Annotated in this window: 21 protein-coding genes and 4 pseudogenes; 9 read left to right on the forward strand and 16 right to left on the reverse strand. The window is 60.9% G+C overall.

Annotated elements, in window-relative coordinates:
• Positions 1 to 130: 130 nt before the first annotated feature.
• The 4 genes from ACA070_RS20655 to ACA070_RS20670 are packed head-to-tail and all read right to left on the reverse strand — an operon-like array spanning position 131 to position 2,726.
• The gene (locus tag ACA070_RS20655; protein ID WP_497448123.1) at positions 131 to 1,444 is read right to left on the reverse strand and encodes a sensor histidine kinase; all 1,314 of its coding nucleotides are present in this window, start codon (positions 1,442 to 1,444) and stop codon (positions 131 to 133) included.
• Positions 1,441 to 2,109 (reverse strand): response regulator transcription factor, encoded by a 669-nt coding sequence (locus ACA070_RS20660; RefSeq protein WP_497448124.1) that lies wholly within the window; start codon positions 2,107 to 2,109, stop codon positions 1,441 to 1,443. Before ACA070_RS20660 ends, ACA070_RS20655 begins: the two co-directional genes overlap by 4 nt.
• A gap of 3 nt (positions 2,110 to 2,112) precedes the next feature.
• The gene (locus tag ACA070_RS20665) at positions 2,113 to 2,418 is read right to left on the reverse strand and encodes a PepSY domain-containing protein (RefSeq protein ID WP_497448125.1); all 306 of its coding nucleotides are present in this window, start codon (positions 2,416 to 2,418) and stop codon (positions 2,113 to 2,115) included.
• The gene (locus tag ACA070_RS20670) at positions 2,418 to 2,726 is read right to left on the reverse strand and encodes a PepSY domain-containing protein (RefSeq protein ID WP_497448126.1); all 309 of its coding nucleotides are present in this window, start codon (positions 2,724 to 2,726) and stop codon (positions 2,418 to 2,420) included. The genes ACA070_RS20665 and ACA070_RS20670 overlap by 1 nt, the downstream gene beginning before the upstream one ends.
• 256 nt (positions 2,727 to 2,982) lie before the next feature.
• Here ACA070_RS20670 and ACA070_RS20675 point away from each other — a divergent pair, with 256 nt between their 5' ends.
• The 5 genes from ACA070_RS20675 to codA all read left to right on the forward strand — a co-directional run bounded on the left by ACA070_RS20675 (position 2,983) and on the right by codA (position 8,431).
• A complete protein-coding gene (locus tag ACA070_RS20675) occupies positions 2,983 to 4,062 on the forward strand; it encodes a patatin-like phospholipase domain-containing protein (protein WP_497448127.1) in 1,080 nt (359 codons plus the stop codon).
• Positions 4,063 to 4,147: 85 nt separating this feature from the next.
• Positions 4,148 to 4,504 (forward strand): 6-carboxytetrahydropterin synthase QueD, encoded by a 357-nt coding sequence (queD, locus tag ACA070_RS20680; protein WP_008152165.1) that lies wholly within the window; start codon positions 4,148 to 4,150, stop codon positions 4,502 to 4,504.
• 268 nt (positions 4,505 to 4,772) lie between these two features.
• On the forward strand, positions 4,773 to 5,606 hold the full coding sequence (locus ACA070_RS20685; protein ID WP_497448128.1) for an alpha/beta fold hydrolase: 834 nt from the start codon (positions 4,773 to 4,775) through the stop codon (positions 5,604 to 5,606).
• Between the two features lie 295 nt (positions 5,607 to 5,901).
• Positions 5,902 to 7,173, forward strand: a complete 1,272-nt coding sequence (gene codB / locus ACA070_RS20690; RefSeq protein ID WP_497448129.1) for a cytosine permease — start codon at positions 5,902 to 5,904, stop codon at positions 7,171 to 7,173.
• Between the two features lie 13 nt (positions 7,174 to 7,186).
• Positions 7,187 to 8,431, forward strand: a complete 1,245-nt coding sequence (gene codA / locus ACA070_RS20695; RefSeq protein WP_497448130.1) for a cytosine deaminase — start codon at positions 7,187 to 7,189, stop codon at positions 8,429 to 8,431.
• 111 nt (positions 8,432 to 8,542) lie between these two features.
• Here codA and ACA070_RS20700 read toward each other — a convergent pair whose 3' ends face one another.
• Positions 8,543 to 9,535, reverse strand: coding sequence for a diaminopimelate epimerase (locus ACA070_RS20700; protein ID WP_497448131.1), 993 nt, complete (start codon positions 9,533 to 9,535; stop codon positions 8,543 to 8,545).
• Between the two features lie 45 nt (positions 9,536 to 9,580).
• Positions 9,581 to 9,781: pseudogene (locus ACA070_RS20705) on the reverse strand (helix-turn-helix domain-containing protein); the annotation flags it as partial.
• Positions 9,782 to 9,997: 216 nt separating this feature from the next.
• Here ACA070_RS20705 and ACA070_RS20710 point away from each other — a divergent pair.
• Entirely contained in the window at positions 9,998 to 11,149 is a 1,152-nt protein-coding gene (locus ACA070_RS20710; RefSeq protein ID WP_497448132.1) for an MFS transporter, read from the forward strand.
• A gap of 515 nt (positions 11,150 to 11,664) precedes the next feature.
• Here the strand turns inward: ACA070_RS20710 and ACA070_RS20715 are convergent.
• From ACA070_RS20715 to ACA070_RS20735, 5 genes are all read right to left on the reverse strand, one after another.
• Entirely contained in the window at positions 11,665 to 14,088 is a 2,424-nt protein-coding gene (locus ACA070_RS20715; protein ID WP_497448133.1) for a TonB-dependent siderophore receptor, read from the reverse strand.
• 97 nt (positions 14,089 to 14,185) lie between these two features.
• Positions 14,186 to 15,160, reverse strand: coding sequence for a FecR family protein (locus ACA070_RS20720; RefSeq protein ID WP_497448134.1), 975 nt, complete (start codon positions 15,158 to 15,160; stop codon positions 14,186 to 14,188).
• A gap of 40 nt (positions 15,161 to 15,200) precedes the next feature.
• On the reverse strand, positions 15,201 to 15,701 hold the full coding sequence (locus tag ACA070_RS20725; protein ID WP_497448135.1) for a sigma-70 family RNA polymerase sigma factor: 501 nt from the start codon (positions 15,699 to 15,701) through the stop codon (positions 15,201 to 15,203).
• 136 nt (positions 15,702 to 15,837) lie between these two features.
• Positions 15,838 to 17,328 carry an aldehyde dehydrogenase family protein gene (locus ACA070_RS20730; protein ID WP_497448136.1) on the reverse strand — a complete coding sequence of 497 codons (1,491 nt, stop codon included), beginning with the start codon at positions 17,326 to 17,328 and terminating at the stop codon, positions 15,838 to 15,840.
• Between the two features lie 49 nt (positions 17,329 to 17,377).
• A complete protein-coding gene (locus tag ACA070_RS20735; RefSeq protein ID WP_497448137.1) occupies positions 17,378 to 17,767 on the reverse strand; it encodes a c-type cytochrome in 390 nt (129 codons plus the stop codon).
• Between the two features lie 352 nt (positions 17,768 to 18,119).
• Here ACA070_RS20735 and ACA070_RS20740 point away from each other — a divergent pair, with 352 nt between their 5' ends.
• The 3 genes and pseudogenes from ACA070_RS20740 to ACA070_RS20750 form a co-directional block, all read left to right on the forward strand.
• Positions 18,120 to 19,442, forward strand: coding sequence for an alginate export family protein (locus ACA070_RS20740; protein ID WP_497448138.1), 1,323 nt, complete (start codon positions 18,120 to 18,122; stop codon positions 19,440 to 19,442).
• Between the two features lie 435 nt (positions 19,443 to 19,877).
• A pseudogene (locus tag ACA070_RS20745) lies at positions 19,878 to 20,339 on the forward strand (cache domain-containing protein); the annotation flags it as partial.
• 480 nt (positions 20,340 to 20,819) lie between these two features.
• Positions 20,820 to 21,785: pseudogene (locus tag ACA070_RS20750) on the forward strand (methyl-accepting chemotaxis protein); the annotation flags it as partial.
• A gap of 122 nt (positions 21,786 to 21,907) precedes the next feature.
• On the opposite strand, the gene ACA070_RS20755 reads toward ACA070_RS20750, so the two are convergent.
• The 5 genes and pseudogenes from ACA070_RS20755 to paaY all read right to left on the reverse strand — a co-directional run bounded on the left by ACA070_RS20755 (position 21,908) and on the right by paaY (position 25,555).
• Positions 21,908 to 22,270 (reverse strand): DUF6124 family protein, encoded by a 363-nt coding sequence (locus ACA070_RS20755; RefSeq protein WP_497448139.1) that lies wholly within the window; start codon positions 22,268 to 22,270, stop codon positions 21,908 to 21,910.
• 471 nt (positions 22,271 to 22,741) lie between these two features.
• Entirely contained in the window at positions 22,742 to 23,212 is a 471-nt protein-coding gene (hpaC, locus tag ACA070_RS20760; protein WP_497448140.1) for a 4-hydroxyphenylacetate 3-monooxygenase, reductase component, read from the reverse strand.
• 22 nt (positions 23,213 to 23,234) lie between these two features.
• Positions 23,235 to 23,783, reverse strand: a pseudogene (locus tag ACA070_RS20765) (AraC-like ligand-binding domain-containing protein); the annotation flags it as partial.
• Positions 23,784 to 23,868: 85 nt separating this feature from the next.
• A complete protein-coding gene (gene paaX, locus ACA070_RS20770; RefSeq protein WP_497448141.1) occupies positions 23,869 to 24,792 on the reverse strand; it encodes a phenylacetic acid degradation operon negative regulatory protein PaaX in 924 nt (307 codons plus the stop codon).
• Between the two features lie 166 nt (positions 24,793 to 24,958).
• Entirely contained in the window at positions 24,959 to 25,555 is a 597-nt protein-coding gene (paaY, locus tag ACA070_RS20775) for a phenylacetic acid degradation protein PaaY (protein ID WP_497448142.1), read from the reverse strand.
• Between the last annotated feature and the right edge of the window lie 158 nt (positions 25,556 to 25,713).

Here is a 25,713-nt window from a genome sequence, read left to right on the forward strand (position 1 = left end):
GACAACACAGCCCTTGTAGGAGCCGGCTTGCTGGCGATTGCGTTCTCACAGCCAACACATGTGTTGAATGTATCGCCGCCATCGCCAGCAAGCCGGCTCCTACAGTAACGCGGTGTTTTTGAGAGCGGTGTCAGCGTTTGGGGAGTTTGATGACCACTTTCAGGCCACCCCACTCGCTCTCCTCCAAGCTCATCACCCCGCCCCACGTGTCGACGATGTCGCGCACAATCCCCAGCCCCAACCCATGCCCATCCGTCTGTTCATCCAGCCGTGTTCCCCGGTCAAGCACCTGCTCGCGCTGCGCCTCGGGAATTCCCGGCCCATCATCTTCCACGCTTAATTCAAACCCTCCAGCCGTCTCGACCACGCTCAACCGAACCTCGGCATCCGCCCATTTGCAGGCGTTATCCAGAAGATTGCCCAGCAATTCCAGCAAGTCCTCGCGATCCCACGGCAGCTGCAAACCGGCCGGTGCGCGATAGCTCAGGTTCAGGTGTTCGCCGTGAATCATGTTCAACGTCGCCAACAACCCCGGCAGCTCCCCATCGCAATCAAACAACGCCCCCGGAAGCGCATCGCCGGACAACCGGGCGCGATTGAGTTCGCGATTGAGTCGCTGCTGGACCTGTTCCAGTTGCGCCTTGAGGAGCTTGCGCAACTCGGGATGAGCGTCGAGTTTCTCGCTTGAAGCCACGCTCAGCAAAACCGCCAACGGCGTTTTCAGCGCATGCCCAAGGTTGCCCAAGGCATTGCGCGAACGCTTGAGGCTGTCCTCGGTGTGAGCGAGCAAATGGTTGATCTGCGCCACCAGCGGCTCCAGTTCTACCGGCACCTGATCATCGAGTTGCGAGCGCTGGCCCTGCTGCAACTGAGCGATTTGCTCACGGGCCTTTTCCAGTGGACGCAAGGCCCGGCGCACGGTGATCCGTTGCAGCAGCAGAATCAGCAGCAACCCCGCCAGCCCGAGGCCCAGACCGATCTGCTGCATACGCCGGAAGCTCTCGCGCACCGGCGTGTAGTCCTGCGCCACGCTGATCGAAATCGATTGCCCGAGCCGTCGATAATCCGAACGCAGCACCAGCAATTGCTGGCCTTCAGGCCCCAGTTGCAGGTTGCTGTGCAAGCCGGGATGGTCGAGTGGCGGCAGTTCCTGATCCCACAACGAGCGGGAGCGCCAATGCTTGTCGGCAAAATCGATACGGAAGTAATGCCCGGAAAACGGCCGTTGATAGGCCGGCGACAAATGCCGTTCATCCAGTTGCAGCCCCTGCGGCCCGCGCACCAGCGCCACCAGCAGGTTTTCACTGTCGTTGCGCAAACCGTCTTCGAGGTAGCGCTGCAGCCCCATTTCGAATAACCACAGGCTGGTTTGCGCCAGCACCAGGCCGACGACCACCATTACGCTGATCAGCCCCAGGCTCAAGCGGCGCTGAATCGACCTCACCGGGCTTGTCCGCCGAACAGGTAACCCTGGCCGCGACGGGTTTCGATCACACTGCGCCCGAGCTTGCGCCGCAGGTGGTTGACGTGAACTTCGAGCACGTTGGAGTCGCGCTCGGTTTCACCGTCGTAGAGGTGTTCGGCGAGGTGGCTTTTGGAAAGGATCTGCTCGGGGTGCAGCATGAAATAGCGCAGCAGACGGAATTCAGCGGCGGTCAGCTGGATGTCGGCGCCGTCGCGCATCACGCACTGGCGACCTTCATCCAGGTGCAGCCCTGCCGCTTTGAGCGTCGGCTGGTTGGCCTGACCGTGGGAGCGCCGCAACAACGCCTGAACCCGCAGGTGCAGCTCTTCTGGGTGGAACGGCTTGGTCAGGTAATCGTCGGCGCCGGCCTTGAGGCCTTCGATGCGTTCGGCCCAGGAACCGCGCGCCGTGAGGATCAGCACCGGCGTGGCCAACCCACCGGCCCGCCATTGCGCCAGCACCTCAAGCCCCGGCAGACCCGGCAGGCCGAGGTCGAGGATGATCAGGTCATACGGTTCGCTGCTGCCCTGATACACCGCGTCGCGGCCATCGGCCAGCCAGTCCACGGCATACCCCTGCCGGTTCAGGCCGGCCATCAATTCGTCGGCCAGCGGCACGTGGTCTTCCACCAGAAGCAAACGCATCGATCAATCTTCCTTGTCTTTCAGTAACCGGCCAGTGGCGGCGTCGAGGTCCAGCTCTCGGACCACCCCTTCGGTGGTCAGCAACTCGACTTCATAAATGTAGACGTCATGTTTTTCTTCAAGCTCGGCCTCCAGCAATTTGGACCCGGGATACAGGTCCAGCGCCTGCTGCAGGAGCTGCTCCAGCGGCAGAATCACGCCCTGCTGACGCAGACGCAGGGCTTCGTCCTGATCGAGGTCGCGGGCCATGACGACCGAGCAAAACGCCAGAAGCAGCAGTGTCATGCGTGAAAATGAAAACACCTTCATTACGTATCCTGATGATCCTTGAGAACCTGCCCGCTGACAGCGTCTAATTCCAGATCCCAATCGATGCCTTGTGGGTCGCGCAGCTCAACCTGGTAGATGTACTTGCCGTACTCTTCTTCCAGCTCGGTTTCAGTGATATCGGAACCGGGATGTTTGGCCAGAGCGGTGGCGTTGAGCTTCTCGAAAGACACAATGGTACCAGCGTCGCGCAGCCGCAGGGCTTCATCGGGGCCCAAGTCACGGGCGTGGGCGAGGCTGGCGGTCATGGCGATGATGGACGCGGTGAACAGGGCAGTCAGGGTTTTCATGGGGTGTCTCCGTATTTTTTTATGTGTTGCCTACGGGGGGCACCTTAGCGAGCTGAACTTAACTGAAACTGAATTGCCATCATTGGACCGCAATACACAATCCCCTGTGGGAGCGGGCTTGCTCGCGAAGGCGGTGAATCAGGCGATAAAGATGTCGACTGACACACCACCTTCGCGAGCAAGCCCGCTCCCACAGTAGGCTGGTGGTGATTCCTGACCTGTTTATAATCCCCGCTTGCCAGACTTCGAGACCGGTATGACCGCCATCCACATCAAGTTCCCTTCCCTGACCCTCAAGGCCGGCCCTCGTGCCTTGGCGCGCATCCGTGAAAACGGTTTGAGCGCCGCCGATGTCGGCACGCTGCCGGGTGCCGCCGGGGGGCCGAAAGCCTTGGGGATACAGGGTCTGGACCTGGCGTTGTTTGGCGAATGGCTGCCGGCCGCGCCTCGCGAGCGTGCATTGATCGGCGCTTCGGTGGGCTCTTGGCGCTTCGCCAGCGCCTGCCTGCCGGATGCCGCCGAAGGCATCCGGCGCCTCGGTCACCTCTACACCGAGCAGAACTTCGCCAAGGGCGTGACCATGGCGCAGATCAGCCAGAGCTCTCGGCGCATGCTCGATGAACTGCTCGACGGCCGCGATGCGTCGATTCTGGACAACGCCCACTACCGCCTGAACATCATGGTGGTCAAAAGCCACGGCCTGCTCGCGGACGACCATCGCGGTCGCCTCGGACTGGGCCTGTCCTCGGTGATCGCCGACAACCTGCGCGGTCGGGCGCGACTGTCGCGGCACTTCGAACGGCTGATCATCCACGACCCGCGCCAGGCCCCGCCGGTCAACGCACTCAACGATTTCCCGTCGCGCTTCGTCGCGTTGAATACCGGCAACCTGCGTCAGGCCCTGCTCGCTTCGGGCTCGATCCCGATGGTGATGGAAGGCGTGCGTGATCTGCCGGGCGCGGGGGTGGGGACGTTCCGCGATGGCGGTCTGCTCGACTATCACCTCGACCTGCCCTACAGCGGCAACGACATCGTGCTCTATCCGCACTTCACCGACCGGGTGATTCCCGGCTGGTTCGACAAGACCCTGCCGTGGCGCCGCGCCTGCCCTGAACGGTTGCAGGATGTTCTGCTGCTGGCGCCGTCGAAGGATTATCTGGCACGCCTGCCCTACGGCAAGCTGCCGGACCGCAACGACTTCAAGCGGTTCATGGGCGATGCCCCGAGCCGGCAGAAATACTGGCGTAAGACCATGGACGAAAGCCGCCGCCTGGGTGACGAGTTCCTGGAGCTGACCGCCAATGGTCGCCTCGGCGAGCGCTTGCTGACCCTTTAGTCAGTGTTTTGCCCAGCGCTCTGGTAAACTCGCCGCCTGCCCACATCGCCGCGGCGATCGCCACCTGACAGAGCTGAAAATCACTGTGGAAATCTTCAAAGAATTTACGTTCGAATCCGCCCACCGCCTGCCTCACGTACCGGAAGGCCACAAGTGCGGCCGCCTGCACGGTCACTCGTTCAAAGTAGCGATTCACTTGAGCGGCGACCTCGATCCGCACACCGGCTGGATCCGCGATTTCTCGGAAATCAAGGCGATCTTCAAGCCGCTCTACGAGCGCCTGGACCACAACTACCTGAACGACATTCCCGGCCTGGAAAACCCGACCAGCGAAGTGCTGGCCAAGTTTATCTGGAAGGAATTGAAGCCCCTGCTGCCGGAACTGAGCGCGATCCGTATCCACGAGACGTGCACCAGCGGTTGCATCTATCACGGCGAGTAAGCCGCGTTATAAGACAACGCAAGCCCCCTGTAGGAGCGAGCTTTTGTGGTGAGGGGATTTTGTGGCGAGGGGATTTATCCCCGTTGGGTCGCGCAGCGGCCCCAAAAGTTCTGGGACTGCTGCGCAGTCCAACGGGGATAAATCCCCTCGCCACAAAGCCCCCTCCACAGGGGAAAATGCGTTTCGTCAGTGATACAAAAAACAGCCTTCATTGGCTGTTTTTTTATGCCTATGCTTTTTGGCTCGAACACGCCAAAAGGACACCCCCATGAGGACTGACTGGCCGCTGGCTCAGACCTTTCGCTTCAACGGGCATTCCATTCGCTACGCCGTGCGGGGCGATGGCCCGCCGTTGGTGTTTGTGCACGGCACGCCCTTTTCGTCTTACGTGTGGCACCGCATCGCCCCGCATTTCCTCAGCACCCACCGGGTGCATTACTTCGACCTGCTGGGCTATGGGCAATCCGATAAAATCGCCGGCGACGTATCGCTGGGCGTGCAGAACGACCTGTTGACGAACTTGCTCGATCACTGGGGCCTGGAGCGGCCGGACGTGGTGGCTCACGATTTCGGCGGCGCCACCGCGCTGCGCGCGCACCTGCTGAACGGCAAGGATTACCGCAGCCTGACGCTGATTGATCCGGTGGCGCTGACGCCCTGGGGTTCGCCGTTCGTGCAGCATGTGCGGCAGCACGAAGCGGCGTTCAGCGGACTGCCCGATTACATCCAGCGAGCGATTGTGCCGGCCTATATTCGCGGGGCGATCAAGCGCGACATCCCCGATGAAGAACTCGACCCGTATGTGCAACCGTGGCTGGGCGATCCCGGGCAAGCGGCGTTCTATCGGCAGATTGCGCAGATGGATGAGCGCTATACCCGTGAGGCAGAAGGGTTGTACCCGACGGTGCGTTGCCCGGTGCAGATTCTGTGGGGCGAGGATGATCAGTGGATTCCCATCGAGCGTGGACGAGCGCTGCATCAGATGATTGTGGGATCGCAGTTTCACCCCATCCCCAATGCCGGGCATCTGGTTCAGGAAGATGCACCGGAGGCTATCGTCGCTGCGTTGCTGAAGTTTTTGCCGTTGATCCAATCCCCCTGAAGAAACCAAATCCACTGTGGGAGCGACCAGTGGCGAGGGGATTTATCCCCGTTGGACTGCGCAGCAGTCCTAGCGATTTTGGGGCCGCTGCGCAACCCAACGGGGCGGTGCGACGTTTCGATAAATCCCCTCGCCACAGGTCGCTCCTACATGGGTTCCATGTTCCTGCAGATGCACTGCTTTCGTGCCGACCACCCTCCAAACGCCCGCGCTCGACTATACATAACTAAGCCATCCCCCCTTGGCACGACCACTGCAACCCTTCCCGCGTCCCCCATTCAGCAAGGAACGCCACATGACGCAAAAAGATCCGGGCAACGATTACCCCCTCAGCGAAGTGCCGATGCATGCCCGCAAGGGCCTCGCCTCCACGGCCATGGTGCTGCTGGGTTTCACCTTCTTCACCGCCACCATGTTCGCCGGCGGCAAGCTCGGCGTGGCCTTCAGTTTTGGCGAGATGATGGCGGTGATTATCGTCGGCAATCTGCTGCTGGGGATGTACGCCGCAGGCCTGGGTTACATCGCCTTCAAAAGCGGCCTGAATTCGGTATTGATGGGGCGTTTTTGCTTCGGTGAGGTCGGCAGCAAGCTCAGCGACTTGATCCTCGGTTTCACCCAGATCGGCTGGTACGCCTGGGGCACGGCCACGGCCGCCGTGGTGCTGGGCAAGTATTTCGAATTGAGCGAGGGTGCCGTTCTGGGCTTGATGGTGCTGTTCGGCCTGGCTTTTTGCGCCACCGCGTATGTCGGTTATCGCGGACTGGAAATCCTCTCGTACATCGCGGTGCCTGCGATGATGTTGCTGCTGATGCTGTCGATGTGGGTGGCCACGGTGAAAGTCGGCGGGCTCGATGGGTTGCTCGCGGTGGTCCCGACAGGCACCCTGGATTGGTCGACCGCGATTACCCTGGTGTTTGGCACCTTCGTCAGCGGTGCCACCCAGGCGACCAACTGGACGCGCTTCTCCCGTTCCGCACGGGTCGCGGTGCTGGCGAGCCTGATCGGCTTTTTCATCGGCAATGGCCTGATGGTATTAATCGGTGCCTACGGCGCCATCGTCTACCAGCAACCGGACGTGGTCGAAGTGCTGCTGTTGCAAGGTTTCGCCATGGCTGCGATGGCGATGTTGCTGCTCAACATCTGGAGCACCCAGGACAACACCATCTACAACTTCGCCGTCGCCGGCTGCAACCTGTTGCGCACCGGTCGTCGCAAAACCGTGACCCTGGCCGGCGCGGTGATTGGCACCTTGCTCGCGCTGCTGGGCATGTACGACATGCTGGTGCCTTATCTGATCCTGCTGGGCACGGTCATTCCGCCGATAGGCGGGGTCATCATGGCGGATTTTTTCTTCCGCTATCGTGGTCAATATCCTCGTCTGGCTGACGCTCGATTGCCGGCGTTCAACTGGCCAGGTCTGACCGCCTATGCCGTCGGCACTGTCGCCGCTTTCAGTTCGCCCTGGATCGCGCCACTGGTAGGGATTGCCGCTGCCGCGCTAACGTATGTGCTATTGACCAGCGTACTGGGTGCCCGTGCCGCTGAAGCTCCATTACAAGATCTATAAAAGGATTCGCCTGATGCACATCATCAACGCCCGCCTGCGCAACCAAGAAGGCCTGCATGAATTGCACCTGGAAAACGGCCTGATCCGCACCATCGCCCGTCAGACCGAAGCCCCGACCCTGGGCCCCGACGACCTCGACGCCGGCGGCAACCTGGTGGTGCCACCCTTTGTCGAGCCGCACATTCACCTCGATGCGACCCTCACTGCCGGCGAGCCGCGCTGGAACATGAGCGGCACGCTGTTCGAAGGCATCGAGTGCTGGGGCGAACGCAAGGTAACCATCACCGAAGAAGACACCAAGACCCGCGCCAAGAAAACCATCCAGACCCTCGCCGCCCACGGCATTCAGCATGTGCGCACCCACGTCGACGTCACCGACCCGCAACTGACCGCGCTCAAGGCGATGCTCGAAGTGCGCGAGGAAAGCCGTCACCTGATCGATATGCAAATCGTCGCGTTCCCCCAGGAAGGCATCGAGTCCTATCGCAACGGTCGAGAGCTGATGGAAGAAGCGATCAGCATGGGCGCCGATGTGGTCGGCGGTATTCCGCACTTCGAATACACCCGCGATCAGGGCGTCAGCTCGGTGAAGTTCCTGATGGACCTGGCCGAACGCACCGGCTGCCTGGTGGACGTGCATTGCGACGAAACCGACGACCCGCATTCACGCTTTCTGGAAGTGCTGGCCGAAGAAGCCCGCAGCCGCGACATGGGTTCACGGGTGACCGCCAGCCACACCACGGCCATGGGTTCTTATGACAACGCCTACTGCGCCAAACTCTTCCGCCTGCTCGGGCATTCAGGCATCAGTTTTGTCTCCTGCCCCACCGAGAGCATTCACCTGCAAGGGCGCTTCGACAACTTCCCGAAACGCCGGGGCGTGACCCGGGTGAATGAGTTGCTGGAAGCGGGGATGAACGTGTGTTTCGGCCAGGACTCGATCGTTGACCCGTGGTACCCGCTGGGTAACGGCAACATTCTTCGGGTGCTGGAAGCCGGTCTGCACATCTGCCACATGCTCGGTTACCGCAACCTGCAAAGTGCACTGGACCTGGTCACTGACAACAGCGCCAAGGCCATGAACCTTGGGGACCGTTATGGGCTGGAGCCCGGACGGCCGGCGAATTTGCTGATTCTGTCGGCGGACAGCGACTACGAGGTGATCCGCAGTCAGGGGTTGCCGTTGTATTCGGTGCGCGATGGCAAGGTGTTGATGAAGCGGACGATGCCGGTGGTGGAGTGGACGGATCAGCTCTGAATTTTCACTGACTGGGCGGGCCTCTTCGCGAGCAGGCTCGCTCCCACACTGAGTCCGAGTCGACCTCAAAACCCTGTGGGAGCGAGCCTGCTCGCGAAGGCAATCTTCGATTCAACCTATTAACCGAGCCGTGCCGAACAGCCGGACCCGACTCAACTCCCCCTCCGACTCCTCCAACAAAATCGGCGCCGTACCGCCCGGCATGACTACTTTCACCTCTCCCGCCGCCACCCAACCCACTTGCCAGGCAGCACACGCCACCGCACTGGCGCTGGTGCCCGATGACGCCGTCGGCCCTTCCCCACGCTCAAACACCCGCGCCACCACTTGCCCCTCGGACGCAAGCATCGCCCACTGCAAATTCACCCCCGCCGGACACGGCTGCCCTGCTCCGGTCGGCGCGGCGTAGGCAATGCGCAACAAACCTTGGGCCAATGGCGGTTCACGCATCTGCTCATTGCTCGGCAACGTGTCGGCATTTGCCAGCAGCGTCACGCAATGCGGATTGCCGATGCGCACAAACTGGCTTCGGTTCCAGCCAGGATCAAGCGCCGACAACGGCTGCACATGGCTGACTTCGCGCTCATTCAACATCACGCGTTCAACCTCACGCGCGCCCACCGCTTGCGGTCCAAACGAAGGTTTGCCCAGATCCAGCCAGAACCCTTGCACATCGTCGACCACAGCGGGTTTCACCGAGGTTTCCACCGGCGAAACCGCATCGCGTTTGTCGTGATGAACCCGCAGCAGGCACGCCTCCTCCTTCGGCATCAAGCCTTGCTCGCTGAGCGCCTGGGAAAAAATCGTCAGCCCATTGCCACTTCGCTCGGCCAAGGTGCCGTCGGTATTGACGATCAACAGATCAAAGGGCGGTGACGATTGAAACGGCCCCACCAACAGCCCGTCGCAGCGATGGTCTTTGCTGCCGTGCGGTTGTGTACCGGGCGCCCAACTGCAGAACGCCTCGATGGCCGCCAACGCCCAGCGCTCGCGAACTTGCGCAGCGTCGCTGGCCTGGTCAGGCAAATCGATACCGCTATCGCGCACGGCGTCGGGCGCCACTACCGCGTAGATATTGCCTCGAGCATCGTAGAACGGCGTCATGGATCGGTCCTGGAGTCAGCCTGAAAATAGCCTGTACTGTAGGCGTCAACTTCCTGCGATGAAATACCGCCCCGGCGTCACGCCAAACTCACGCCGGAACATCGCAATGAACGCGCTGACATCGTCGTAGCCCAGTTCCAGCGCGATGGTCGTCACCGGTACGTCTGCGGCAAGCAACTCCAGTGCTCGCAGCAAGCGTGCACGCTGTCGCCATCGGCTGAAGCTAAAGCTGGTTTCACTGACGAAGTGCCCGTGGACGCTGGGTTTGTTCGACATTCTGCAAGTACGCGACGAGTCCTTGCGGGTGTTGTGCGACCAACCGTGACACCCGCGCTCGCGATTGTGGGTCGGGCTGTGCAAGGATGTCGCCCTGCCTGACCGCAAACCTGCGCGGACGCTGACCGAACCCTAGGGGTCAGTCACTGTCCCTTGGGGACGCGACGTTTTTTGCCAAGGATCGATATGACCAACCTCAATACCCAAACCACATTTGTTCCCGGACGCCTGGAGCAGATGTCTACCCGCATCGCCTTTTTCATCGCCGGTCTGGGCATCGCCGCGTGGGCGCCGCTGGTGCCGTATGCCAAGGCACGAGCCGGGCTCGACGAAGGGACGCTCGGGTTGTTGCTGCTGTGCCTGGGGGTGGGCTCGATTCTGGCGATGCCGATGGCTGGCCTCTTGTCCACGCGTTTCGGCTGTCGTCGAGTGGCGACCGGGGGAACGTTGTTGATTTGCGCGGCGTTGCCGCTGTTGGCGACGGTGACGTCGGTGCCGGCATTGATCGCCACGCTGTTCATGTTCGGTGCGGGCCTGGGCACGGTGGATTCAACGGTGAACCTGCAAGCGGTGATCGTCGAGCGCGCCAGCGGCAAGAACATGATGTCGGGGTTTCACGGGATGTTCAGCCTCGGCGGGATTGTCGGCGCCGCGGGTGTCAGCGCCCTGCTCGGCCTGGGTCTGTCGCCGCTGGGGGCGATGGCGGTGGTGGTTGTGGTGCTGGTACTGGCCTTGCTCAAGGCCGCGCCGCATCTGTTGCCTTATGGCAGCGAAAGCTCGGGACCTGCGTTTGCGGTGCCCCATGGCATCGTGCTGTTCATTGGCGGCATGTGTTTCATCGTGTTCCTGGCCGAAGGCGCGGCGCTCGACTGGAGCGCGGTGTTCCTGGTGCAGGAACGCGGGATCGAAACGGCGTACGCGGGCCTGGGTTACGCGGCGTTTGCGCTGACCATGACCGCCGGCCGGCTGACCGGAGACCGGATTGTCCGGCGTCTGGGCGCGACGCGGGTGATGGTGTTCGGTGGCCTGACGGCGGCGGTGGGACTGGCGCTGGCGACGTTTGCACCGGCCTGGGAGGCGGCGCTGGTCGGTTATGCGTTATTGGGAGCGGGTTGCTCGAACATCGTGCCGGTGCTGTATACCGCGGTCGGTAAACAGACGGTCATGCCTGAACACATTGCGGTGCCGGCCATTACCACATTGGGCTACGCAGGAATTCTCGCCGGCCCGGCGGTGATCGGGTTTATCGCCCATGGCAGCAGTTTGAGTTTTGCGTTTGGGTTGATGGCGGTGTTGTTGGTGGCCGTGGCCATTGGCGGCAAGGTGTTGAAAGTCTGATAAAGCTATCGCCAGCAGGCTGGCTCCCACAGGGGATCTTCAGTGAACACAAATTCTGTGTTTAGCAGAGATCAATGTGGGAGCCAGCCTGCTCGCGATAGCGCTGTTTCAGGCAACAGCTTGTCGACTGTGAAGCCGTCATCGCCAGCAGGCTGGCTCCCACAGGGGATCTTCAGTGAACACAAATTCTGTGTTTAGCAGAGATCAATGTGGGAGCCAGCCTGCTCGCGATAGCGCTGTGTCAGGCAACAGCTTGTCGACTGTGAAGCCGTCATCGCCAGCAGGCTGGCTCCCACAGGGGATCTTCAGTGAACACAAATTCTATGTTTAGCAGAGATCAATGTGGGAGCCAGCCTGCTCGCGATAGCGCTGTGTCAGGCAACAGCTTGTCGACTGTGAAGCCGTCATCGCCAGCAGGCTGGCTCCCACAGGGGAGCTTCAGTGAACACAAATTCTGTGTTTAGCAGAGATCAATGTGGGAGCCAGCCTGCTGGCGATGGGGTCACCTCGGTCTATCAGAACCCAACGCTGGCCTGCACAAAGAACGTGCGCGGCGCACCCACGTACATCCCCGAGTTGTTGTCGCTGGAGCGGGTGAAGTACTGCTTGTCGAAGACGTTTTTCACCCCGGCGCCGACCTTCAGGTTCGACAGCTGTGCGCCGAAGTCATAGCCGCCACGCACGTTCCAGGTGACGTAACCCGGGATGTCGCCGTACTGACCATCGGCGGAGCCTTCGGTGATGTAGTTGTTGGTGAAGCTGCCATCGGCGTTCACCGCTACGCCCGGTGAGCGCTGCTTGGACTGGGCAAAGGCATCGAGGTTGTAGGTCCAGCGGTTGATGTCGTAACGCAGGCCGGCGGTCGCTACCTGGCGCGAGTAGAACGGCAGGTCACGGCCCTTGAAGCCTGGGATTTCACCTTCATACACGGCGCGGGTGTAAGTGAACCCGGCGTTGGCGGTCAGGCCGTCGAGTCGTGGATCGAGTGCCGCCATGTTGTAGTGCACCGATGCCTCGATGCCCTGGTGCGTGGTCGCGCCGAGGTTGGTCCAGCCCGCGTCGTTGCTGATGTATTGCAACTCTTTGTCAAAGTCGATGTAGAACGCCGTCAACTCGCCGCCCCACGCCTCATTGTTGTAGCGCGTGCCGACCTCATAGGTCTTGGCCTTTTCCGGCTCCAGGCCATTGGCCGGTTCGTCCCCCGCGCCCCCCTGACCCAGCTGGAAATACTGCAGGCTGCCGAACGATGTTTCGTAGTTGGCAAACAGCTTCCACTCTTCCGACAGATGATACATCACGCTCAGGGCCGGCAGCGGCTCGTTGCTTTCGATGCTGCGGTTCTTCTCCGGCACGCGTCTGCCAGCGGTGTCGAGTACGGCGCGGTCGTGCCAGTCGGTGCTGATGTGTTCGAAGCGGATGCCGGGGGTGATGGTCCAGTTACCGACATCGATTTTGTTGTCGACGTAGACCGAGTTGGCTTCAGTGCCACCGGTACGGTCCTGGTACACATGCCCGTCCGAACCGGGACGAATCACCGGCTCGTTGTTGACCAGCGCCAGGCGGCTCGCCTGTTCGTGCATGGCTTCCTTGAGGTAGCGATACCCGACACTGACTTCCTGGGTGGTCGGGCCAACATCGAACACACGGGACACCCGCGGTTCGATGCCGACGGTGTAGTAAGTGCGCGGGAACGAGCCCAGGGTTTTCTGATCGCGGGCGGCGATGTTGCTGCCACGGAAGCTGTCGGTATAGTAAGTCAGCACTTCGGCCTGGGTGCGGTCGTCGAGCTGTCGCGTCCACTTGAACGAGACATCCTTGCGGCGCCCGCTGAAGTTGTCATTGTTGCGGTCGGACTGAAACGGATTGGCGTCGTACTGCGCCTGGGTCAGGCCGCCAGGCATGTCGGCGCTGGCGTCGTAGTAGTGAAAGTTGAGGCTGAAATCGTCGACATCGGTCGGCGCCCAGTGAGTCTTGAGAATCACGTCGTCGATGTCATTGCCGTTGTTGCGCTCGCGGTAACCGTTGCCGTTCACGCCGGAATACAACAGCGCCACGCCAATGCCGTTGTCGGCGGTGCCGCCGAGGAATGCGGTGTCGATGTGCTTCCAGCCGCCGTGCTGGGAGGTTTCCAGGGTGGTGCCGATTTCACCGGTGGCTTTTTCCGGGATCGCCCGGGTCACGAAGTTGATCACGCCACCGACGTTCTGCGGTCCATAACGCACGGAACCGGCGCCGCGTACCACGTCGATGCTGTCGAGGTTGCCGGAGGAGATCGGTGCCATGGACAGTTGCGGCTGGCCATACGGCGCGAAAGCTGCCGGCACGCCGTCGATCAATACCGTGGAGCGAGGCGACAGGCGCGAGGTCAGGCCGCGCACACCGACGTTCAGGGAAATGTCGCTGCCGCCGGTGCCGTTGGCGTCCTGCACTTGCACGCCGGGGACGCGCTTCAACACGTCGCCGACGTTCATGGCGCCCTGCTCGACCATGGCTTCGCGGCGGATCACCGTCCGTGCGCCGGGATGGTTCTGCACCACCGCCGCGTCAGCATCGCCGAGCCAGTCGCCGACCACTTTGATGTCGGTCACGCCCAGTTCGATCGGGCCGGCGCCGGCGGAAGTCGGTGCCGGCGTCAGGGTCACCGAGCCTTCATCGATCTGATATTGCAAACCGCTGCCTTGCAGCAATTGGCGCAAGGCCTGTTCCGGCGAGAGGTCGCCGTCGACGGCTGGCGCCTGTTTACCGGCTACCAGCTCAGGACTGAAGAAAACCTGCAGCGACGTTTGCTGACCCAGCTCACTCAACGCCTGGCCCAACGGCTGCGCGGGAATATGAATGCCGTCAGCGCCGAATGCCTGGGGAAGCGCGGCACTGACAGCCAGGGCGAGCGCGAGCCGCAACCAAGGGGAATTGTTGTTTTTAGCGGTGGTTTTCTTCACGTCGAACATTGTCCTGTAGATCGCAAGAGTGTGCGGCTGTTAATGCAAACCAGTTGCAGTTGGACAAGAAGACGAAGAACTCAAAAAAAACCTGAATCTATTTTGAAATTATTTGTTGGCTGCCGTCATCGAGGGTCCGCACGGCCACCGGCAGAATGCTCGGCAGGGCCTTGAGCAGTGCGTCGGTGTTGTCGGATTTGAACACGCTGGTCAGGCGCAGATCGCCCACCTTGTCGTTGCCGACCGTGAGGGGCTTCTCGCGGTAGCGCGAAACTTCTGCGGCGACCTCGTTGAGGCTGGCGTTGTTGAACACCAGTTTGCCGCTGCGCCACGCGGTCAGTTCTGCCGGATTGACCGCGTAAGCGGCGGCCACCACGCCTTTGGCATCGACGCGAGTGCCGAGGCCGGCGGTGAGGCTGATGACATCAGGCCCCTGACCCTCAACCTTGACCGTGCCCTGCTCCACCGCCACCCGGGTTTCTGTCGCGTCGCGGCGCACATCGAAGCGCGTGCCGGTGACCGTCACCTTGCCGCTACCCGCCTCGACCACGAACGGTCGGCTGGTGTCGTGCTCGACGCTGAACATGGCTTCGCCTTCAGTCAACTCGATGCCGCGACGGTTTTTTTCATAACGCACCTGAACGCGGCTGCGGCTATTCAGATCGATCACCGAACCGTCGGGCAACGCCACATGGCGACGCTCGCCCAATGCCGTGGAGTATTCGGCCGTGTACGTCGCCGGATGATTCAAACCGCTGAACAGCCCCAACCCGAGCGCTACGGCCAGCACACTGGCCGCCACCGCGTAACGCACCAGCGGATGACGTTTACGTCGGGTCGGCGGAGCTTCGCACAGGGCTTGCAGACGCTTGGCGGGCAGCAGATCGGCCGCTGTCCACAGGCCCTGAAGCAGTTGAAATTCGTCGCGATGCTGAGGATGCTCAGCCAGCCAGGCTTCGAAACGCCGGTATTCTTCGACGTCCACGGCCGGCTCCTGCAAACGCACAAACCACCGCGCCGCGTCGTCGCGAACCGTTGTTTGCCCGCACGCACAATCACGAGTATCCATCATGGAAGTTCCTGTTTGGCTGGGGGTGAGAAGGCGCGGCCGATCATGGGTGCAGCCCGTCGAGGCGGTCGCGCAGATGCCGCAAGGTGCGGATCATATACTTTTCCACCATGTTCTTGGACAGTCCCAGGCGTTCGGCGATTTCCGCCTGGGTCAGGCCTTCGATCTTCTGCCAGACGAACACCTTGCGGCAGTTGACCGGCAGCTCGGTGAGCGCCCGTTCGATGGAATCAGCCAACTGGATCGCATGCATGAAATGCTCCGGGTCGCCGGACGACGACACACCGTGATCAACCGCCTCCGACTCCATGGCGCCCCGCCGATCCTCACGCCGATAACCATCCACCGCGATGTTGCGCGCGGTCTGGTGCAAATACGCCCGAGGTTGCTCCACCGCCGACGAATCGGACTCAAGCACCCGCACGAAGGTGTCGTGGGCCAGATCCTCGGCCTGCTGACGATTTCTCAGGCGACGGGTCCAGGTGCCAACCAACTCTTCGTAATGCTCGAAAAAGCCGTGTCTGCGGGGCAACTTGGGGGTCATTGCGGTGTGCTGTGGAGACGGGCGTGAATAGTAATGCTTCCTATTAATGGGAAGCAATGGATTCCATGTCGCCCGCGTCGCCGTTAGTCAGTCAAGCCAACGGCCCCCGTTGCAGGGGCCGTCGTATATCCATGAATCAATGCGCAATACACACAGATTTCAGCTCGGTATACGCCTCGATCACCGCGCGACCAAACTCGCGGCCCATGCCCGATTGTTTGACACCACCAAACGGCATCGCCGGGTCGAGCAACACGTGAGCGTTGACCCACACGGTGCCGGCTTCGATGCGCGGCACCAGGTTCATGGCTTTGCCCAGGTCGTTGGTCCACAGGCTGGCGGCCAGGCCGTAGCGATTGTCGTTGGCCAGGGCGATCACCGCGTCTTCGTCGTCAAACGGCATCACACCCAGCACCGGACCGAAGACTTCTTCGCGGGCCACCGCCATGCTGTGGTCGATGTCGGCCAGAATCGTCGGCTGCACATAGAAGCCCTCGCCTTCCAGCAACTCACCGCCCGACACCACCCGCGCGCCTTCGCGGCGAGCCAGTTCGATGTGTTGGAGCACGCTTTGTTGTTGCTTGCGCGACACCAGCGGGTTGATCGCCGCATCGCAATTCATGCCCGCGCCGATTGGCATCGCCGAGACGGCTGCCGCCAGCGCTTCGACAAACTGATCGTGGATCGAGCGATGCACATAGAAGCGCGAAGCCGCTGCGCAGACCTGGCCGTTGTTCAGCAGACCACCGAGGATTGCACCCTGCACCGCTTTTTCGATGTCGGCATCGGCCAGCACGATCATCGGGTTTTTGCCGCCCAGTTCCAGCGAGAAGCGCGTCATGTTTTCCATGCACGCCACGCCGACACTTTTGCCCACCGCAGTGGAGCCGGTGAACGACACCTTGCTCACCAGCGGATGCGCGGTCAGCACGCCACCGACCGAGGCGCCGCCACCGGTGACGACGTTGAACACGCCGGCCGGAATGCCGGCTTCCAGGGCCAGTTCAGCCAGACGCATGGCGGTCAGCGGGGTTTCCATCGCCGGTTTGATGATCACCGTGCAACCCGTGGCCAGCGCCGGCATCAGTTTCCAGGCGGCGATCAGCAGCGGGAAGTTCCACGGCACGATGCCGACTACCACACCCACCGGCTCACGCTTGGTGAACGCGGTGAATTTCGCGCCCGGCGGCAATGGGATCGACACGTCGAAGGTCTGCCCTTCGATCTTGGTTGCCCAGCCCGACATGTAGCGCATGAACTCCACGGTGGCGTTCAGATCCAGCGCCCGGGCCATGTTGATCGACTTGCCCTGGCTCAGGGTTTCCAGCTGCGCCAGTTCTTCGGCATGCGCTTCAACCAGTGCGGTGAAATTCAGCAGGATGCGTTCGCGGTCCGCCGGACGCAAACCGCACCACACGCCGGACTTGAAGGCTTTATGGGACGACTGCACGGCGTGCTCGACGACGTCCAGCGGCGCGTCCAGGGTTTCGCACAGGGTTTGCCCGGTGGCCGGGTTGACCACTGCAATGGTCGGGCCGTCGGCCAGCACCCATTGGCCGTCAATGAAGCAGCCATGGCGGCGGTCGAGAAAAGCAGCGACCTGCGGCAGAATTTCAACGTTGCTCATAATTCACCTGTCGTTCAAACGAGTGGTTCAGCCTGAAAAATCCGACTGATTAGCGTTGTTCTTTGAGGAAACACACGACCGCCTGACGATCATCTGCGGAGGCCATTCCCATGTAGGGCATGTAGGTCCCGGGCACATAAGCCTGGGGTTGAGTAATCAGCTGCGTGATGGTTTCGGCCTGCCAGGTCACGTCTTTGCCGCGCATCGCCTGGGAGTAGCTGAAGCCTTCCAGCGAGCCGGATTTGCGCCCGACCACGCCCGCCAGGTTTGGCCCCATCAGGCCGGCCATGCCTTTGCTCACCGAGTGGCAAACCCCGCATTCATTGGCGAACACCTGGGCGCCGTGGCCCTGGTCCGGCGCGCAGTCGGCGGCGACCACGGTTTGCGCCAGTGCCAATGACAGCAAACCGACGAGGGAGAATTTCTGCGAAGTGAACATAGAAGACGACCTTGAAAATCCGTATGGACCAGCGTTGATACGGATTGTCAGGGGTCAGTGCCCTGTAGGTTTTGCCCTGCGTGCCAGTCGTATTGGCAAGGCTGCCAAACCACACAAAATCTTGTAGGAGCTGTCGAGTGAAACGAGGCTGCGATCTTTTGATCTTGCTCTTTAAAAACAAGATCAAAAGATCGCAGCCTCGTTTCACTCGACAGCTCCTACAGGGGGAATGTTGAAATTGGCAAGCACAGGCAACTCTTTGGCAACCACACAAAAGGCCGAAAAAGTTCCGGGCCTTAGTATCGAAAAAGACCTCAACCCTGTGGTCATGAACAAGAATGGATGCCACACCATGCTCAAGTCCCCCTTGCTTCGTCTCTCGACGCTCGCGCTGATGATCAGTGCCGCCCAGGCCAATGCCTACGAACTGTATGCCGATGACGACAGTCACCTGAACGCCACGCTGGAAGCGGTATTCGGCATTTTCCACAGCCAGGAAAACTATGCGTTGTCCGGCCGCCTCGACGAGGGTTCTTCGTCGTGGCGCGAGGGCTACATCAAATATGGCCTGAGCTTCGACAAAGGCCTGGCCGGTGTCGGCACCGCTTATGGCGCGGCGAATCTGCTCAGCTCCGGCACCTGGGGCGACGGCGATGCCGCCGGTTTCAGCGACGGCTCGGAACGTACTACCAAGTTCGAAGATGCCTACCTCGGCTGGCGCTCGGGCAAGCTGTTTGACGTGCTGGGTGAGGACGGTGTCGACCTGTCCTTCGGCCGCCAGAACATTGTGGTCGGCGACGGTTTCCTGATTAATGGCGACGCGCTCAACCTGGGCAAAGGCCTGGCCGACGGCGAATTCAACCGAGGTGGTGCCTACTGGCTGGCCGCGCGCAAAGCCTTCGACGAGACCGCCGTGTTGCGACTCGGTGGCAAGGAAGGCTGGCGCAGCGACCTGATGTGGCTGAAGTCGGACAACCGCGCGCAAGCGAAAACCGAAATGTACGTCGGCACCCTCGAACACGTTGCCGAAGCGGGCACGGTCGGCCTGACCTACATCGACACTAAAGATGTCGATGAACAGTACGCCTCACCGTTGCAGCTCGAACGCGACGGCATGAAAACCTACAGCCTGCGCGCGACGGGCAATGCCGGGGTGAAAAACCTGTTCCTCTCGGGTGAATACGCCACGCAAGACAAACCGCACACCGCCACCGAAGACGCCTGGTACCTGGAAGCCGGCTGGACCTTCGCCGACGTGCCCTGGACGCCGTATGTCAGCTACCGCTACAGCCGTTTCTCGGAAGGTTATGACACGCTGTTCTACGGTTTCAGTCGCGGCTTTGGCACCTGGTTCCAGGGTGAAGTAGCGGGCAACTACGCCGGCCCGTTCAACAACAACTCGCGCATCCAGAACGTCACGCTGAAAGTCTCGCCGCTGGAAAACCTCAGCGTCGGCGCGATGTATTTCAACTTCGACACCATCGACCGCAACCTCGGTAACACCGATGGTCACGAGGTCGACCTGTACGCCGAATGGCACGTCAACGAGCACCTGACGGTGATGCCGCTGATCGGCCTGTACCAGCCGGACAAGAGCGCCGATCAGGGCGGCACCCAGTTGGGCAACAACGACAAAAACCTCTACAGCCAAGTGGTGTTTGCCACCACTTTTTAACGGTTGAAACACAACGGCCGCCATGACGCAGTCCTTGTAGCAGCTGGCGAAGCCTGCGTTCGGCTGCGAAGCAGTCGTGAAATCAGCACACGCGGTGTGCCAGGTAGACCGTGTGCTCAGGTTTCACGACTGCTTCGCAGCCGAACGCAGGCTTCGCCAGCTGCTACAGGATCGCGTTGAGGCAGAAGTTGCCTTTCAACGGAAACGGAGTTTCCAATGCACTCAAAATTTCTGACGATTCAGAGCAAGATCGCCCTGCTCGCCGGCCTCTGCCTGCTGCTGGTGGTGGGTTTGCTGATGGGCTTGTCGCTTTACCAGACCCATCAAAGCAGCCGGCAAGTGGCCCAAGCCAGCAGCGAAATGCTCGCCAACGCAGCGAAGGAACACATGCAGGCGCTGGGCAAAGTGCAGGCGATGCAGGTGCAGCGCACCTTCATGCAGACTCACGAATATGGCCAAGGGTTGTCGCGCTATTTGCTGTACCTGAGGCAGTTGCAACAGCAGGGCCATTTGACCCGCCCACAATTGCGCCAGGAGCTGAGCACCCAGCTGCATCAAGCCCTGATCGACAAGCCCGACCTGCTCGGGCTTTACGTCATTTTCGAACCCGAGGCCCTCGACGGTGCCGACGCCAGTTTTGTCGACCAGGCCGCCCAGGGCAGCAACGAAACCGGGCGTTTTTCCCTGTATTGGGTGCAAAGCAAACCCGGCGAACTGCAAGCGGTGATCGGCGACGAAGCGCTATTGGCCAACACCTCGCCCGGTCCCAGCGGCGCACCGTATAACGCCTTCTACACCTGCGCCCGCGATACCCGTCAAGCTTGTGTGCTGGAGCCGTATTTCGATGAAGCTTCCGGTAGCCGCAAACTGGTGACCAGCATCGCATTCCCGCTGATGGACAACGGCAAAGTCATCGCCGTGGTCGGCCTCGACATCAACCTCGCCGCCCTGCAACAAAACAGCGAAGCCAGCGCCCATCAACTGTTCGATGGCCATGGGCAAATCAGCATTGTCAGCCCGCGCGGGGTGATCTCCGCCAACAGCCAGGACATCAGTCGCCTCGGCCAACCGCTGGAGAATGCCGAGGTCATGGACACCTTGCGCCAGGGCCAACCCAAAGTGTTCGTCGACCAGGAACAGATCAAAGTCCTCGAACCGCTGGCACCGATTGCCGGCGCGGCACCCTGGGGCGTATTGGTCGGCGTGCCGCAAGAAGTGTTGCTGGCACCAGTGACCACGCTGCAAAAAGAGCTCGATGCGCAAGGCGTGCAAAGCACCGCGCTGGAGTTGTTGTTGGGCGGCGGCTCGGCCCTGCTCGGCTTGCTGCTGATCTGGTACACAGCGTTTCGCATCACCCGGCCGCTCCAAGTGCTGACGCGGGTCATGGAAGATATTTCCTTGGGCGAAGGCGATTTGACCCGGCGTCTGGCGGTGCAATCGCGGGATGAAATCGGCCAACTGGCGACCGCGTTCAACCGCTTCGTCGAGCGCATCCATCACTCGATCCGTGAAGTGTCTTCGGCGGCGCTCGGCGTTAACGAAGGGGCCAAGCGCGTTCTGCTCGCCTCCAACGCGTCGCTGAGCAACTTCGACGAACAATCGACCCGCACCAACAGCGTCGCCGCCGCGATCAACCAACTGGGCGCCGCCGCACAAGAGATCGCAAACAATGCCTCCGACGCTTCACAACAGGCGTCTGCCGCGCGGCAACAAGCCGAAGACGGGCGTCAGGTGGTGGAACGCACGATTCAGGTGATGAACGAACTGTCGGGCAAAATCAGCACCTCGTGCGTCAACATCGAAGTGCTCAACAGCAAAACCGTGAACATCGGGCAGATCCTCGAAGTGATCAAAGGCATCTCGCAGCAGACCAACCTGCTGGCACTCAACGCCGCCATCGAAGCCGCCCGGGCGGGTGAAGCGGGCCGTGGGTTTGCGGTGGTCGCCGACGAAGTACGCAGCCTCGCCGGACGCACGCAAACATCGGCAGCCGAGATCCAGCAGATGATCGAAGAGCTGCAAATCGGCGCGCGCGAATCAGTGACGACCATGACCGAAAGCCAGCACCACAGCGAGGAAAGCGTCAGCATCGCCAACCTGGCTGGCAAACGGCTGAGCAGCGTGACGGCGCGCATTGGTGAGATCGACAACGTCAACCAGTCTGTGGCGGCGGCGACTGAGGAACAGACGTCGGTGGTTGAGGCGTTGAATGTCGACATTACCGAGATCAACACCCTGAATCAGCAAGGGGTGGAGAATTTGCAGTCGACGTTGCAGGCGTGTACTGAGCTGGAAAGGCAGGCGGATCGGCTGAACCAGTTGGTGGGGAGTTTCAGGATTTGAGATGAGTGTTGCCTGATAGATCGCCTTCGCGGGCAAGCCTCGCTCCTACAGAGTTCGTGAACGACACAAACTCTGTAGGAGCGAGGCTTGCCCGCGAAGAACGATGACGCGGTTCCCGGTGATTACTTCGGCACTTCGACGTTATCCATCATCCGGTTCACCGCCAGTTCCGCCTGCATGATGATCTGCTGAATCCCCATCGCCGTGTTCCGATGCGGCCCTTCCAGGTGCGCGGCGAAATCGCTGGTCATGACGCTGGCCGAGGCCAGTGATTCGCAGGTGTGCGCCAGCAGGTCTTCGTCTTTGATGTCCGGCGCGATCATGAACATGGTGCTCGGTTTGCGGGCGACCGGGGTTTTGAGGGCGTCGGGGTTGAGGTAGTGATCGAGGGCGCGCTCGGCGGCTTCGTGGAGCTTTTGGGAATCGAGTGATTCGTAGGGGGATGCCGGATCTGTGTCTGGCGGATTTGGTGTTGCCTTGAACATATGCATATTTTCCTGATTGGGCAGCCACGCCTCGCTACTAATACGAGGGGTGGCGGCTGTACGCAGGTTAGTAGACCGGGGAAAAAGTGCGAAAGCCGGCGCGCCCGAGGGCGCCCTGCGCACAGCCACCATCAAATGCAGGCAATGAAATACCTGTCTGACAGTCGCTTGTGCACACTTTTTCAAACCTCGGGCTACTAAACCCGATCACTGGGAATCAGTGACGGGAATCAAGTTACCGAGGGCGTCCAAAGCGCACAAGCCGGCGGATTCTGGCGTAGTCGTAGGCAATGGCGCAAGGCGTTGTAGCTTTCAGGAAGCATCCTTAAACACCTTTAAACATGCACTCCGAACAGGCACCGCCTTCGCGGGCAAGCCTCGCTCCTACAGGTTTATGTCGTTCATACATTGTGAGTTCGCCTCGCCTTTGTAGGAGCGAGGCTTGACCGCGAAGAACGATAACGCGGTCTCTCAGCAATGCGCCCCCGCATGCTCCACCCGATGGAACAGCCGGTTGAAATACACCAGGCTATCCCCTGCCCCGCGCACACCCACCTTCGACAACTCGACAAACATCACCGAGTGCGAACCCACTTCCTTGCACTCGGTAATCCTTCCTTCCAGTTGCACCAGGGCATCGCGCAGCACCGGTACATCGGCGGCGCCGTCGTCCCACAAGTCCCAGGCAAATCGTTCGGCCATCGGAACCTGGGTCATGCCGGCGAAGTGCCGCGCCAACTCTTCCTGTTCGCTGCACAGTACGTTGACGCACAGGTGGCCGTTGGTGCGGAACACATCGTGGGTGGCGCTGTTGCGGTTGACGCAGACCAGCACGGTCGGCGGCGAGTCGGTGACCGAGCACACGGCGCTGGCGGTGATGCCGCAGCGTCCGCCGGGGCCATTGGTGGTGATGATGTTCACCGCCGCCGGCAGTTGCGCCATGGCGTTGCGAAAGTCAATTTGGCAGCAGACTGACAATCGCCTCCAGCGTCGCCTCGCTTTCCTGCAGGCTGAGGTTGTTCTGGCGCGTGACGTCGACGATCAGACGATGCGACAGCATCGCCAACGGCGACGTTGCGGCGATCCGGTGTCCACACTTGACCTGATTGAAGCGCAGGGTCTGTTCCACCAGGTGCGACGGCAGTATCAGCGACAACTGCCGGGAGTTTTCACTGTAGGTGAAGTCGCTGGGGCGCGCGGCGTCGATCAGGGTGATGTCCCCGGCCGACAGCAACACTTTGTTGTCGCCTTGTGCCATACCGGCCGTGCCGTCGAGCTGGAACACAGCGAAGTATTTGCCGCCCTCGCCTGCCGCTACTTGCGCCGGTGTGCGGTACAGCCGCGCCTGGCAGGCGTCGACAAAACTGAGTTTGAGGGCGCCGCTTTGGTGTTCGCGGATCTGCCCGGCAAACCCGGTGCCCAGGGTTTGCGCATCAAAGGCGCCACAGATCTGGTTGATCTGATGGATCCACTGATCAAAGCCATCACGGCGCTGTGCAATTGAAGAAATCATGTCTGGCCTCACGCAGGCTTATTTTTATTATCTACGCCAATCCACAGGTTCTCCTGAACAGCACCGCTCCTTGAACGACAACGGGTTATTTCAGCCCGCCAAACCGTCGATAAAAACTCTCGCCCACGTCCGGCAACGGTCCGTCGGCGGTTTCCAGTGCGCTGTTCAGCCATTCCTCGGCCTTGGCGTAAATCAATCGATAAATGTTGCGGCACAACTGGCGGGCGGCACGGCCTTCCCAGTCGCCGGGCAGCAATTCGTCCGGCAATTGCGGGTCGCGCAGCAGCAGCTTGCGATACTCATGAATAAGCAGAACCCGTGCCAGGAAGCAGTCGGACGGTTGCAGGTTCTCCTGCTCGCGAAGCGCTTGCCAGAGCGGTCGGAACAGTTGGATGAACTCGCTGTAATGGGTTGCCAGCTCTTCAATGTTCCAGCTCTCGCGCACCTGCAGACGCAGGGCCTTGGAGGCCAATACGTCTTGCGCGGTGGTTTCGAAGACGATGGTGTCTTCCTGGGCACCGAGGTCGAGCAAGGTCGCGTTGAGGTCGGCTCGATCACTGCGCGGACAGGCCAGCACCGCCGGCGAAATCGCACCAAAACCTTGCCACTCCAGTTCTTCGCGCACTTGTTTGCGCTTGTCCTGGGTCAGTTGCGTCAGCATCACCAGGCTCCACGAACCATCCCACGCTGGCACGGTGGAGCTGTAGACCCGCTTGAAAGCCTTGTCGAACCGTCGACGACCGGTGCCGGTCAGGCTGTAGTAGCTGCGGCGCCCGATTTTCTCGGCGGTCAGCCAGCCTTCTTTGGTCAGACGGAAAATCGAGGTACGGATCAATCGTTCGTTGATGCCGATGGGCTCGAGCAACTGAATCAGGCTGCCCAGCCACACCGTGCCGCCATGGGGTTCGATGGCATCGCCATACAACGTGATGATCAGGGAGCTGGCGCGGATCGGCGTCTGCTCCTGGAATCGGGTAATCAGGTGGTTCAAAGGTGTCAGGAACGACATGGGCGTACCGGGTTGAAAAAAGAAAAGGAATATACCGAAAGTCCATCGGTTAATCGCATTCCCCTGTGGGAGCGGGCTTGCTCGCGAAGGCGTCGTGTCAGTCGAAATTGATGCTAAATGACACACCGCTTTCGCGAGCAAGCCCGCTCCCACAAGGGGATTGTGTTCACAGGCTGCTGCCTTTGGGTCGAAGGCCGCTGTCGCTGATGCGCGGTCGATCAGGTTCCGGCTCGCTCAGCGGTTCGCAGACTTGCATCTGTTCAAGGCAGCGTTTGGCCAGTTGCTGATACTCACGGGTGCCCGCCTGTTTCCACGACACTTCTTCATCGCTGAGGCTGCGTTTGACACTGGCCGGTGCGCCCATCACCAGAGACTGCTCGGGGCAATCGAATCCGGCTTTGACAAACGCCGCCGCCGAGACGAATGAGCGTGCACCAATGCGCGCGTTGTCCATCACCACCGCATTCATCCCCACCAGCGCATCGGCGCCGACCCGGCAACCGTGCAATACCGCGCCATGCCCGATGTGGCCGTTGCGTTCGACCACGGTGTCGCTGTCCGGGAAACCGTGCATCACGCAGGTGTCCTGCAGGTTGGCGCCCTCTTCCAGCACGATCCGCCCGAAGTCCCCACGCAAACTCGCCAATGGCCCGACGTAGCAATGGGGGCCGATGATCACGTCGCCGATCAGCACGGCGGACGGATGAACGTAGGCAGTGGGATCAACCACCGGGGTCAAGCCAGCAAGGCTGTAGCAGGTCATGGGGCGTTCCCTTTATAGGGCATTCACAAAGCGATGCCGATACAAGGTCATTTTGTATCACATCGTATTTGTTAGCACAAAGCAGAAAAACCGTATCACTTATGAATCCCGTCGAGCGCCCCTTTTCCGCGGGACTAAAAACCACGACAAAACCCAAT

It is taken from the genome of Pseudomonas sp. LBUM1678 (assembly GCF_059695575.1).

Coding starts and splice junctions, on each gene's coding strand:
- paaX (WP_497448141.1), bottom strand. CDS start 24,792: ATGTCGTTCCTGACACCTTTGAACCACCTGATTACCCGATTCCAGGAG.
- ACA070_RS20720 (WP_497448134.1), bottom strand. CDS start 15,160: ATGATGGATACTCGTGATTGTGCGTGCGGGCAAACAACGGTTCGCGAC.
- ACA070_RS20730 (WP_497448136.1), bottom strand. CDS start 17,328: ATGAGCAACGTTGAAATTCTGCCGCAGGTCGCTGCTTTTCTCGACCGC.
- ACA070_RS20685 (WP_497448128.1), top strand. CDS start 4,773: ATGAGGACTGACTGGCCGCTGGCTCAGACCTTTCGCTTCAACGGGCAT.
- ACA070_RS20700 (WP_497448131.1), bottom strand. CDS start 9,535: ATGACGCCGTTCTACGATGCTCGAGGCAATATCTACGCGGTAGTGGCG.
- ACA070_RS20660 (WP_497448124.1), bottom strand. CDS start 2,109: ATGCGTTTGCTTCTGGTGGAAGACCACGTGCCGCTGGCCGACGAATTG.
- paaY (WP_497448142.1), bottom strand. CDS start 25,555: ATGACCTGCTACAGCCTTGCTGGCTTGACCCCGGTGGTTGATCCCACT.
- ACA070_RS20670 (WP_497448126.1), bottom strand. CDS start 2,726: ATGAAAACCCTGACTGCCCTGTTCACCGCGTCCATCATCGCCATGACC.
- ACA070_RS20665 (WP_497448125.1), bottom strand. CDS start 2,418: ATGAAGGTGTTTTCATTTTCACGCATGACACTGCTGCTTCTGGCGTTT.
- ACA070_RS20675 (WP_497448127.1), top strand. CDS start 2,983: ATGACCGCCATCCACATCAAGTTCCCTTCCCTGACCCTCAAGGCCGGC.
- ACA070_RS20725 (WP_497448135.1), bottom strand. CDS start 15,701: ATGACCCCCAAGTTGCCCCGCAGACACGGCTTTTTCGAGCATTACGAA.
- hpaC (WP_497448140.1), bottom strand. CDS start 23,212: ATGGCGCAACTGCCGGCGGCGGTGAACATCATCACCACCAATGGCCCC.
- ACA070_RS20740 (WP_497448138.1), top strand. CDS start 18,120: ATGCTCAAGTCCCCCTTGCTTCGTCTCTCGACGCTCGCGCTGATGATC.
- codB (WP_497448129.1), top strand. CDS start 5,902: ATGACGCAAAAAGATCCGGGCAACGATTACCCCCTCAGCGAAGTGCCG.
- codA (WP_497448130.1), top strand. CDS start 7,187: ATGCACATCATCAACGCCCGCCTGCGCAACCAAGAAGGCCTGCATGAA.
- ACA070_RS20735 (WP_497448137.1), bottom strand. CDS start 17,767: ATGTTCACTTCGCAGAAATTCTCCCTCGTCGGTTTGCTGTCATTGGCA.
- ACA070_RS20755 (WP_497448139.1), bottom strand. CDS start 22,270: ATGTTCAAGGCAACACCAAATCCGCCAGACACAGATCCGGCATCCCCC.
- ACA070_RS20710 (WP_497448132.1), top strand. CDS start 9,998: ATGACCAACCTCAATACCCAAACCACATTTGTTCCCGGACGCCTGGAG.